Annotated in this window: 7 protein-coding genes; 6 read left to right on the plus strand and 1 reads right to left on the minus strand. The window is 51.5% G+C overall.

Annotated features, from left to right (window positions below; all coding sequences use genetic code 11):
- Positions 1–45: 45 nt before the first annotated feature.
- The 6 genes from B5D63_RS25585 (at position 46) to B5D63_RS25610 (ending at position 10,390) form a co-directional block, all read left to right on the plus strand.
- Positions 46–3,696 carry a SusC/RagA family TonB-linked outer membrane protein gene (locus tag B5D63_RS25585; protein ID WP_078671698.1) on the plus strand — a complete coding sequence of 1,217 codons (3,651 nt, stop codon included), beginning with the start codon at positions 46–48 and terminating at the stop codon, positions 3,694–3,696.
- A gap of 22 nt (positions 3,697–3,718) precedes the next feature.
- Positions 3,719–5,203, plus strand: a complete 1,485-nt coding sequence (locus tag B5D63_RS25590) for a RagB/SusD family nutrient uptake outer membrane protein (RefSeq protein WP_078671699.1) — start codon at positions 3,719–3,721, stop codon at positions 5,201–5,203.
- 28 nt (positions 5,204–5,231) lie between these two features.
- Complete coding sequence (locus B5D63_RS25595; RefSeq protein ID WP_078671700.1) at positions 5,232–6,056, plus strand: zinc-binding metallopeptidase; 825 nt, start codon at positions 5,232–5,234, stop codon at positions 6,054–6,056.
- A gap of 25 nt (positions 6,057–6,081) precedes the next feature.
- Entirely contained in the window at positions 6,082–8,193 is a 2,112-nt protein-coding gene (locus B5D63_RS25600; RefSeq protein WP_159456161.1) for a carboxy terminal-processing peptidase, read from the plus strand.
- Between the two features lie 70 nt (positions 8,194–8,263).
- Entirely contained in the window at positions 8,264–9,415 is a 1,152-nt protein-coding gene (locus tag B5D63_RS25605) for an AhpC/TSA family protein (protein WP_078671702.1), read from the plus strand.
- 9 nt (positions 9,416–9,424) lie between these two features.
- Positions 9,425–10,390, plus strand: coding sequence for a TlpA disulfide reductase family protein (locus B5D63_RS25610; protein WP_078671703.1), 966 nt, complete (start codon positions 9,425–9,427; stop codon positions 10,388–10,390).
- Between the two features lie 49 nt (positions 10,391–10,439).
- Here the strand turns inward: B5D63_RS25610 and B5D63_RS25615 are convergent, their stop codons facing one another.
- Positions 10,440–12,212, minus strand: coding sequence for an ABC transporter ATP-binding protein (locus B5D63_RS25615; protein WP_078671704.1), 1,773 nt, complete (start codon positions 12,210–12,212; stop codon positions 10,440–10,442).
- Positions 12,213–12,581: the final 369 nt, after the last annotated feature.

A 12,581-nucleotide genomic window follows, 5' to 3' on the forward strand; every position in this document is an offset into this window, starting at 1 on the left:
TCAGCGACCAGCGGTTGCCCCCTTAAACTTTAATATCAGACCAACATGAAAAAATTGCAGGGTTTGCCCTTCCTGCGAGGGGCCTTACTACGCTATGTCCGGAAGGCAGGTGTTTTGCTGTCATTTTTCCTGCTGATGGCTGTCCTTACAGCCACGGCCCAGCAGGAGGAAGCTGCCCGGGGCATCCTCACCCGCAAGGTGTCCTACAAGGCCACTAATGCACCCCTGAGCAGAGTGCTGAAAGATCTCCGTAAACAGATGGACTTACGGTTTACCTACAACAGTGAACTGATAGGCCGGCAGCCGGCGGTAACGGTTAAAGTGGAACAGAGTACCCTGGAAACGCTGTTGAAGCAGCTGCTGAAAAACACGAACCTGCGCTTTAGCGTAGAGATGGGCGCTATCATGATCTACGAAGAGAAACCCGCGACGACGGCCATTCCGTCGCCCGGAGATAAAGTGACCGGCGTAGTGGTCCGTGGCCAGATCACGGACCCCGCCGGGCAGCCGCTTAGCGGCGTAAGCGTGAAGGGACTGGAATCTAAAGAGATGACGGTAACCCGGCCGGATGGACTGTTCTTTCTTATTGCAACACCTAATGAACAAATCAGCATGACCCTGCTGGGCATGAAACCACTGGTGTACCGCGCCGATCCCAACAAAACGGACATCATGCGCTTTATGATGGACACCATCGCCCGGGATATCCAGGAAGTGGTGGTCAACGGCTACCAGAAAATAGATCCCCGTTTATCTACCGGTTCATATTTTAAGTTGAAAGCGGCAGATATCATCGAGCCGGGCCAGCCTTCTGTAGACAGAATGTTGCAGGGTAAGGTGCCAGGCATGATGATCGTCAATAATTCCGGCGGCGTGAACGCTAAACCCAATATACGCATCCGTGGCACTTCCACGCTGGTCGGCAATACCCAGCCGCTGTGGGTGATAGACGGTATGATACGCCCTGACCCCGTGAATATCTCCAATGCCCTGCTGAACAACCTCGTGTCTGAAGGCAGTGCCTCCAATTTTGAACTGATGGGCAACGCTATCGGCGGCCTCAATCCCTATGATATTGAAAGCATCACCATACTGAAAGATGCTGCCGCCACCGCTATCTATGGTACCCGTGCTGCCAACGGCGTTATCGTGGTCACGACCAAGAGAGGTAAAGAAGGACCAATGCAGGTAAACTATAATGCGAACGTTTCTTTTCAGGCGCGTCCTTCCTATCGTAACCTGATGCTCATGAATTCCCAGGAACGGGTGACCTTTTCCAAACAGATGCAGGAAGATCATGTGCTGTATAATGACTATTATGCCGGTATGGAAGAGGAGCTGACCTATGAAGGGCTGCTCCGTGCCCTGTATGCAAGGCATATCACCGAAGCAGAGTTCAAAGAAAGAGTGGCCACGATCGAAACCCGCAATACCGACTGGTTTAAACTACTGTTCCGCAACCAGATGAGTATGCAACACTCCCTGAGCCTGAGCGGCGGTACGGCCAAAACTGTATATTATGCGTCCGCATCTTACGCGGCCAACAACAGCTCGGCTAAAGAGGATGGAAATAAAGTATATGCAGCCAGCTTCAATCTGCGCTCACAGGTGACCAAACGGCTCTCGCTGGACGTCTCCCTGCAAAGCAACTATCGCAGTGCCAGGACGTATTTCCAGGGCGTCAGTCCGTTGACTTACGCGCTACAGACCAGCCGTGTGTTCAGCCCTGACGACTATTATCCGTTACGGGCGCCCAGCACTTCAGGCTCCAATTCTCCGCTGAAATACTATGCACCGCCCATCACGATGAACATGCTCAATGAGATTGCCCACACCGAAAATACTTCTACGCAATCGTCCACGAGCCTGAACCTGAACCTGGACTACAAAATCGCCAGGGGACTGGTGTTCCGGAATTCCTCCAGCATCATTACGGACGCCATGGATGGTTTTGCTGCGGCAGATGAGCAGTCTTACTATATCTCTAATACACGGGGATGGGCCTACGGCACGATACCGGAACCCAAGGCCGTAACTTCGAGCGTTCTCCCTTACGGCGGTATGGCCTATATACAAAATCAACAAGCGCTGAGCTGGGGGCTGAGAAACAGCCTGGATTACTCCAGAGGTTTTTTTGAGGAGCGCGACCAGTTCAATGTAAGCCTTGGTAATGAGATCCGCAGCTCGAAGACGAATGCCAACGTTGCTGTGGAGCCGGGATATTTCCCCGACCGCGGAAAAGCGTTTGCCCCGGCAGACCGCAGCCGTAAAGATCTGTCCTCGCAGGTGATCAACAGCGGCCTGGACAACACCGTGTCTTACTACGGTACCTTGGCCTATAGCCTGATGAACCGCTACATCTTCAGCGGTACCATCAGATCTGACGGCTCCAACCGGTTCGGTCAGTTCTCCAATGCCAAATTTTTACCCAACTACAGCCTCTCCGGCCGCTGGAATGCCGCCATGGAAAGCTGGTTCCCCGCTACTACGCTGCTGACCGACTGGCAGGTACGCGCCTCCTACGGTACACAGGGAAATGTGGTGACAGCAGTAAGCCCCAACCTGATCGCCACCTACGGTAGCCCCGACAGACCGGACCAGTTTGGTCAGCCGTCACTGAGAATTAAATCCATGCCATACCCGGATTTACGATGGGAAAAAACCTATCAGTGGAATATCGGTACCAATTTCGCCCTGTTCGATAACCGTTTTCGCGTGAGCGTGGATTACTTTTCCAAAAAAACCGTCGATGTGCTCGATAATATCAATATTCCCTACGAATACGGCATGAATACCATGTACCGCAACGGCAGCACATTGTATAACACCGGATGGGATGCGTCCGTAGATGTCAGCGCTATCCGCCGGAAAAATACACAGCTCTCCTTTACACTGTCAACCGGTAAAGTGAAAAACCGCGTTGCTGACAGAGTTTTCCAGGAAGACTTCTTTTTGCTGCTGAATGGCGGCGCACGCATCGCGGGAAAACCTATCAGCAGCTTTTATTCTTATCAGTACACAGGACTGGATCCGGTAAGAGGTATCCCTACCTTCGGTAAACTGAATGGCAAACCATCCAACAATCCGGACGACCTGCTGGTATACTCCGGACAACTTTTACCGGTCATCACCGGCTCTATCCAGCCCGTATTCAGGTATAAGTCATTCTCCGTTTCCGCCATGTTTTATGTGAGCCTTGGCAGCAGTAAACGGTTGAATGATCCTTTCCGCTCATCCCAGCTGACAAGTAACGGCGTTCCGTCCCCCAATGCCAATGTCCCCCGGGATTACCTTACCCGCTGGCGTAAACCCGGCGATGAAAAATACACAGACTTCCCCGTGTTGAGAGACCTGGGCATAGATGACCGTCTGCGTATACCATACCTCTATGCAAAGTCTGTGGGTATCGATCAGCAGCTGATTACAGACCCTTATACCGCTTATAAAGTATCTGACCTGAGGACTGTCCGTAATGACTATTTACGGTGTAACGCCATCCGGCTGGGTTATGGTATACCTTTCAATAAACTGGCCGGTACCGGACTTAAAAACCTGACCGTCAATGCCAGTGTCAACAATGTATTTACCATTGCCAACCGCCGGCTGGAAGGGCAGGACCCTGAGATAGAAGGGGCAGGGACCAGCGCTTTGCCACTCAGCAGGCAATATTCCCTGAGTGTAAATGCATCATTCTAATCCAAACATTTAACAGAGCGAGATGAAAAAAGTACTGATCATCATGATAGTGGCGCTGGGTATGACCTCCTGTAAAAAATTTCTGCAGGAATACTCACAAACAGATATCACGCCCAAGACCGCCCGTGATTATGGAAACCTGTTGTGGACGGAGGGGTACCCCGGAAGATCGATATTCCTGCAACCGTGGATGGCTTACCTCGACGACGATGTGGAATGTTATACCGGCCCGGTGAGGCAGGACCCGTTGCCCCATGTGGCTGCCGGGATCTTCCAGTGGCAAACGGATTTTGAACGCCGGCTGTCGGGAGAAGGGTATGCCTACAAAACCAATACCTGGGGTGTTTACTATCGCCTGCTGTTGGGCGTGAACCTGGCACTGAACGGGCTGGAGACGGCTTCCGGAACACAGGAAGAAAAAGAGCTGCTGAAAGGACAGGCCTATGCGCTGCGAGCCTTTTACCATTTTATGCTGGTAAATATCTACGCAAAGCCTTATAATGATTCCACTACAACACCCGACAAGAGCCCCGGCGTACCCATCCGCACCACCGGCGACCTGGCCGATGTGTTCCTGGCACGCCATACCGTGAAGGAAGTCTATACGCAGATCACCAACGATATAGACAGTGCTGTGCTGCTGTTGGATAAGTATAAAAAGAACGTGGAGCTATATCGCATATCCGCTCCCGCCGCTCATCTGCTGGCAAGCAGGATATATCTCTACATGGAAAACTGGGATAAATGCATTCAACATGCAGACGCGGTGCTGAAAGAACGTTCCGGCCTCATGAACTTTAATTCATGGGGATACGCAGACCCGGACAACCGGCCGCTCACGGGCATTAATAACGAGGAAACCCTCTTTGCCTACGGGGAGCCGGATGAGCAGGTAAACCTGCCCTTCACCATCAACTATGAAGTCTCCCGTAACCTGTTCAACACTTTTGAGGATAATGACCTGCGCAGGGAAATAAGCCTGATCGTGATACCACCGGAAATGAAACAGTTTATTCCCATCGAACTGGGACAAATGAAAACATCCGGCACCTATAAAACAGGAAACGCTACGTTAACCAACGGATGGCGCGTATCTGAAGCTTATCTCAACAGGGCTGAAGCTTATATACAGCGTTATAAAACCAGTGGGGATGCCGGCGCCGCCACCCAGGCATTAAGAAGCCTCAATACGCTCCGGTCTTACCGCATCAATGCCGCTTCCTTTAAAGCATGGGAGGTGAAACCCGCCGCCGAAATGCTGCAGATGTGCCGGGAAGAACGCCGCAGAGAACTTTTCCGGGAGGAACTGCACCGCTGGTTCGATCTCAGAAGATATGGCATGCCCGCTATTGAGCATATCTACAGACCTAATGTGACGACGACGCAAACTTTCCGGCTGGAGGCCCGCGATCCGATGTATGTGATGCCTATTCCGGACGATGTGTTGAACCGTAACCCGGCGCTGCTGCAAAATCCGTTGTATCCCGGCGAACGCAAGCCGCTGTAATATTTCCTAACGTTTAATGTGACTACTGATGAGAAGATATATCGTGCTCCTGGCTTCCCTCCTGATAGTATTTACGGCCTGCCGTAAAGAAGCCATCCTGACACCATCTGTCGATGTGCCCAGCTATACGCTGCCACAAGGCAACCACAGTTATGACGATTCGATCGTTCAGTTCTACCAGAAATACAACTGTTACATTTTGTACCGGTTTACCCATACCGATTTCGCCTATAACTATACAAATATGCGGCAGGATAGCGCCTTTAATGCCAACCCTGCCTATATTGGCAATACGCTCCGCTTTTTTTATGACCAGTTAATAACACGGTACCCGGAGTCTTTCCTGAAGAAAACGCTTCCTTTTAAAGTGTTGCTGGCTTCCTATATTGGTACCGGCGCTACGCGCGATGCTGCTGGTTTTGCCAGTACCATCAGCACGCTGACGATCGGGTGGGCAGACAGCACCCTGCCTGATAAAACCCCAGCTGCGACGAAACAGATGCGGGGCCTCCTGAACCGGTTTTATATGGAGCGGGCCTACCGGGTTAAAAGCGTGGACATACCGCAGGCTTTCATAGAGCTGGCGCCTTATGACTACCTGGCAATTCAGCCTGGCAACAAATACGCCAACGGTGTTATCGGCAATACGAACGCATCGATCCTGAACGTGGTGGTAGACTTCCTGGATTACGTGGAGGCGATCACCTCCCATAGCAAGGCCGAACTGGAAGCGACGGTGCTAAGTCCAACGGTGGACACCAAAGGACTGATCAGAAAAAAGTATGAAATCATCATCAACTACTTTGCCAACAACTTTGCTACAGACCTCCAGGCTGTCGGTGAGAAACCCTGATAATTATACCCATTAATCGATGAACATGAAACAACTACTTCGCAAAAATAATCCATGGCTACTGATGGCCTGTGCCCTGTCCGCCGGCTACACCGCCAGCGCCCAGGCGCCTGCTGACACTGCCGCATGGCCGGCTTATCGTAAAGACGTGGTTACCTCCGTCTTCAACAAAATCAATAAAAGCCATTTCGAACCCAGGAAGCTGGACGACGCTTATGCCGCCGGCGTATGGAAAAGATATCTCGCCTCGCTGGACCCTCATCGAAACATTTTCCTGCAGGAAGATATTAAACGCCTGTCGGCCTTCCAGACTACCATCGACGACGAAATAAAAGCAGCCGGCACCGGTTTCTTTGACGCTGCGTACGCGATCTATGCCCAACGGGTACGCGACCTGCAAACGCTGTGTGAACAGACACTGGCCCAGCCGCTCGATTTTAAAGTGAAGGAAACGGTACTGGCTGAACGAAAAAATGCACCCTATCCGGCCAGCAAGGCAGCACAGGCTGACCTCTGGCGCAAACTGCTCAAATATTACACGCTCCGTAACTATATGGAGATGCAGGATTCTGCCGCCGTAGTAACGCCCAGTCCCGCGCTGGAAGCCAAAGCCCGCGAAAAAGTGGGGAAATGGTATGCGGACTATTTCCGGCAGAATACCCGCCAGCAGGCGGTAAACGACAAGTTCTTCCAGTACATGGCGGATGCCGTGATGGAGGTAGATCCGCATACTGCCTACACGGCACCACAGGCGCTGACGCTCAACGATATGCTCAACAAGCGCTACTATGGCCTCGGCATAGAACTGGGCGTAAAGGAAGCTGACTTCTTCGTGAAACGCTTGCTGCCTGGCGGCTCTGCCTACCGCGCCGGCACCGTAAAAGAAAACGATCTTATTCTCGCTATTTCCGATCATCAGGGACAGATGAAGGAAGTGGCCGGCATACCGCCTACAGAAGTAGCTGCCATGATCCGCGGTGAAAAAGGCACACCGGTAAAACTCCAGCTGCAACAGCCCGGTGATAAACCCCGCCAGGTGACGGTCAACAGGGAAGAAATCATCGACACGGAAAATCGCGCCAAGAGCGCCGTGATAGAACACAACGGTAAACGCTTCGGATATATCTATCTGCCGATATTTTATACCGATGACAGCCCTACGAAAATAAACGGCGCCTGTAATGACGTGATCCGTGCAGTGGAACAACTGAAAGAGGAGGAAGTAGATGGTATGGTGATGGACCTGCGCGGCAACGGCGGCGGCGCCCTCGATGAAGTGGTAAGAATGGGCTACTGCTTTGTGCCGGAAGGCCCTATGAGCTGGCTCCGGGGTAAAGATAAAGTCGATCGCTACAACTCACCCGCGGCAACACCACTGTACAACGGCCCGCTGACCGTGCTGGTTGACGAAGGCAGCGCCTCCGCCTCTGAAATATTCGCAGCTGCTATGCAGGACCGCAAACGGGCGCTGGTCATCGGTACCAGCTCCACCTTCGGAAAAGGGACCGCACAGATGAACGTCAACCTCGGCAAAATGGGCGATCCGGACAAAGGTACCAAAGACATCAGCTACGGCAGCATGCGCCTGACGGTACAGAAATTTTACCGCGTTACCGGTGAATCCACCCAGCTTAAAGGCGTTGTGCCCGATATTGTACTGCAGGACAGAATGAACCGTGAGTCCATTATGGAAAAAGACTACTCCTCCGCATTGGTGTGCGATACGATGAAACTGATGCCGTTTGAACGGGAAACCTTCACATTTGACTATAATACGGTTGTCGAAAAAGCACGTAAACGGGTGGCGCAGGCATCGGCTTTTAACGCCATAGCTGCCAGCAATGCGAAATTGGAAAAAATAGCCGGACAGCCCGCGGCGCTCGATCTGCAGGCTTTCCGTCAGCGATATACACAGACTGCGCAGCTGGAGAAAGACATCAAGACAACCAAACAAAACACCGGTACCGATACACTGCGTGTATTGCTGCCCGTTAACAGGTCGCTCCACCCGTCATTGCGCAAAGCGGATAACAGTCCCGCCACTACGGAGTTCCTGCAAAAAACAGCAAAAGATATCTACCTCGCCGAAACGGTAAGGGTACTGGAAGATATGGTCAACTATAAGATATCCAAATAAACAAATTAAAAAATTGTTATCAGGCTTCACCCTTTCCGCCATTCAGGGTGCCTGATATATAAACGAATCCATGATGAAAAAAATACTCTTTTCCTTATTGCTGGGCGCCGGCGCTTACAGTGCCTCTGCACAGGAGGTGGTGATCACTGCCAAAATGGACAAAATGCCCAACGATACGCTCGTAACACTCATAGAGCCTTATACCGGGGAGTGGGATTCCGTGAGGGTAGTTAATCACAGCTTCACCCTGAAGTCTTCCATGAAGAAAGGAGGAAGCATTTATATCCTGATGATCGGTAACCAGGGCGAGAAATGTGGTACTATCCTCTATCTTGAAGAGGGAAAGGTCCATATCACCGGCAAAGGCCCGTATTTCGATAATGCGACTTACAAAGGTGATACCTGGGTGAAAGAATGGCAGGAAATGATGGCGCTCACATCCCCGGATAGAAAAGAAGTGAAACAGCAGGCGGAGCTGGGGGAGAAGATCAGCAAGGCCATGAAGGTAGGTGATGAGGAAGCCGCTGATAAATATAGCAAGGAATATGCAGCCATAACCGCGAAGGTGCAGAAATCCTACCGTGACTGGATCGCCAAACACCCCAACTCCGGTGTTTCCGCTTACGCAACGACAGTGTTTTTTAATGGCACCAAAGAATATGATGAAGTGGCTGCATTGCTGGGAGAACACGCTATCGCTACCCGTATCATGCAGCGCCGCCTGAACCCCGGCAAAATAGATCCGGCGCCTGTTGGCTTTAAATTCGGTGAGCCGGGAGAAGCGCAGGGCGCACTGGGAAAAGTGAAAGTAGGTGATATGGCGCCGGCCTTCAGTGTTCCGGACGCTAACGGCAAAATGGTGTCCCTGGCGGACTTCAAAGGACGTTATGTGTTCCTGGATTTCTGGGCCAGCTGGTGCGGACCCTGCAAACCGCAGATCCCTTATCTGAAAGCGGCCAACGATAAATTCAAAGACAAGAATTTTTCCATGATCGCCGTCTCCCTCGATTCTAAAAAAGAGGCATGGATGAATGCTGTCGAGAAGCATGGCATCAACTGGACAAACGTAAGCAGCCTGAAAGGCTGGAGCGATGAAACCATTGCCGCCTACGGCGCCAACTACATTCCTTTTAACGTGCTGATCGGACCAGACGGTAAGATCCTCGGCATGGGACTGTACGGCGAGGACGTAGAGAAAAAACTGGCTGAAATCATCAAATAACTATATCCTATGAAATACGGCCCACTACTGATTTTATGGCTGCTGCCCCTGTTGAGCTTCGCAGGAGACGGCTTCGTGATCCACGGTAAAATAACAGGCGTCGCTAATGGTAGTGTGACGATTCTTGATCGTAGCGGGGGAAGCATCGCTGACTTTCCCCGTGTACGCATCGAGAACGGCGAGTTTACCTACTCCGGTAAACTGGACCACCCACAACTGTTACAGCTGAAAATCAGTACGCGTAAAATAGAAGTCTTCCTGGAGAACGCTGATTATACGATCAACTGTAGTTTTGACTCCCTTTCGGGCAAGCATCTGAAAGGAGGGAGGTACAACGAGCAATGGCACCAATACCTTGCCAGCGGTTTGCTGCCCATGCAGTATTTCGCAGAACACGCGCAACAGGAAATTGCTGCCTGGATCGCCAGCCGCTATGCCGTGAAGTACGATGAGGCTAAAGCTGCCTATGCGCAACTGACGCCGGAAGGTAAAAATTCGCTGGAAGGAAAAGCCCTGGCGGAAAGGATCGCCACTTACCGGATGATAGAAGTCCGTTCCCCACTACCGGAATTCAGGACAGAAGACCCTGCCGGTAATACCGTCGCGCTTAAAGACCTGAAAGGTAAAGTGGTGGTACTGGACTTCTGGGCCAGCTGGTGCGCTCCCTGCCGTGCTTACGTACCTACCCTGCGGGAGCATTACAACCGCTATAAAGACAAAGGGGTAACGTTCGTCAGCGTATCGGTAGATGACGACAAGGTCAAATGGAAAAAAGCCATGGAAGAGCTGCAGATGGAATGGATACAGGTACTGGCAGACGGCGGCTTTAAAGAAGAAACCGGCGTCAGGAAGATGTTTAACATCACCGGTATCCCGCATCTGGTCATTGTGGATAAAGACGGACGCATCGCCACATCGATGGACTATTATCAGCGCAGCCATTTCGATGAAGTCATACAAAAACTATTGCAATAACCAGTGGTCAACCCCTATGTGCAGGCCGGCTCTAAAAAGCCGGCCTTTTTTATTGAATAAACTGCATTTCACAGAGCGTCTTGTACAATCCCTCTTCGTTACTGATCAGCTCATGATGAGTACCTTCTTCCACGATAGCGCCTTTGTCAATAACGATGATCTTGTCGGCCTGGCGGATGGTGGCCAGCCGGTGGGCGATAACGATGGCCGTGCGGCCTTTCATCAGTTTGCTGAGCGCATCCTGCACCAGTTTTTCTGATTCGGCGTCCAGCGCGGAAGTGGCTTCATCGAGAATGAGTATGCGCGGTGATTTCAGCACCGCACGGGCGATGGCGATACGCTGCCGCTGTCCGCCGGAAAGTTGTACGCCGCGTTCTCCTACTATGGTTTGCAGGCCCTGCGGCATGCGTTGGATAAACTCCCAGGCGTTGGCTTTCTGTGCGGCGGCGATGATCTCTGCTTCTGTGGCGTCCTGTTTGCCGTAGGCGATGTTTTCTGCGATGGTGCCACCGAAAAGGAATACGTCCTGCGGTACGGTAGCGATCTGGGAGCGGAGGTCAGACAGGGGGAAACTGCTGCTGTCTTTCTGGTCGAAAAGTATATGTCCGCCGGTAGGATCGTAGATGCGTAACAGTAAGGATACGATGGTGCTTTTCCCGGCGCCGCTGGGCCCTATTAACGCGACGGTCTGGTTGGCCTGTGCCTGGAAGGAGAGGTTCTTCAGTACCGGCGTGTCTTCACGCCCGGGATAACGGAAAGATACGTGGCGGAAACTGATGTAGCCATGGAGGGTATGTTCGGGTGCCGGGCGGGTGACCGGCGTCAGGGGTTCTGCTGGTTCGTCGAGGATGGCGAAGAGGTTGTCTGTGGCGCCAATGCTTTTTTGCAGCGAGGCATATACTTCCGCCAGTCCGCCTATGGAGCTGCCGATAAAGACGGAATATAACACAAAGGAGAACAGCTCGCCGGTGTCCAGGCCAATGAGCGCACCGCGCCAGATAACGGCTACCAGTGCGCCAAAGATACCCGCGACAACGAAAGAGGAGAGGGCTGCGCGGTATTTGCCGTTTTGAATGCCAATACGGGCCGCTTCGTCAGTCTTTTCACGATAACGTTTCATTTCAAGGAATTCGCTGGCAAATGCTTTCACGCTGAAGATGCCCTGCAGGGTCTCTTCCACGATGGTGCCCGAGGCCGCCACCTGGTCCTGGACCTTACGGGAGAAATGACGGATAAAACGGCCGAAAGCCACGGCGATCAGTATCATGACCGGCATAATGGCCAGCATAAAAAGCGTAAGGTGAATGGAGGTCAGCATCAGGAAGGTGATGCCTCCGATGATGATCACCAGCTGCCGTATCAGTTCAGCGATGGTAGTGGTAAATGTTTCCTGGAGCAGCGAGATGTCTGCAGATATCCTGCTGGTTAATTCCCCTACGCGCCGGGTGAGGAAAAACTGCATGGGAAGCTTTACCAGGTGGTTGTAGACAGACTGCCGCAGGGTTGCCAGTGTTTTCTCGGCTACCTTTACAAATATCAGTGTTCTGAAAAATGAGCTGATGGCTTGTATGGTTAGGAGTGCTACTAATGCAATTCCTGCTTCGTTGATGTACGTTGCTGTTTCTGGTTGTTTGCCGGCATTGATCAGCCGTCCCAGCAGCTCGGGGAATGCAAGGCCTGCAAGGCTATTGGTGATTAAAAAAAGCATGCCTGCTATAAACAGGGCCCGGTGAGGCTGCAGTAACTGCAGCAGGCGTAGTGTTCGTTTAGGCTTCACAGTCATGCGGGTACCGTTGGTGATGGTTGTTGAGGGGAGTTGCATGGATCGATTTTGGGTATTGTGAAAATGGGTTTTAAGGTCTTGCTGGCAATATTATTGCAGTGTGCTGCTGAAACAAAAGTTCGGTGGTGTAAGATTTAGCAGCGGACAGCAAGTTAAATATAAAATGCTTTACGGCAATGAAAAAAAATGTTTAAAAAATTGTCAGTTATGCAAATGATATTAAATGATTGTTAATAACGGGGTTCTGCGTTGTAATGCATTGCTGTGGCAGGTTTTCATGCATTCTTTCACTGAATTGCTACTTCACCGGATTATAATTCACAACATATATTGTATTTTTTTTCGGGTGCGGTGTGTTGTCTGATATTTTTTTTTGCTGAATAAAATATGTTTGCTAAATTCGACCCA

Origin of the sequence: Chitinophaga eiseniae, assembly GCF_900167135.1 — a bacterium.
Classification (GTDB): domain Bacteria; phylum Bacteroidota; class Bacteroidia; order Chitinophagales; family Chitinophagaceae; genus Chitinophaga; species Chitinophaga eiseniae.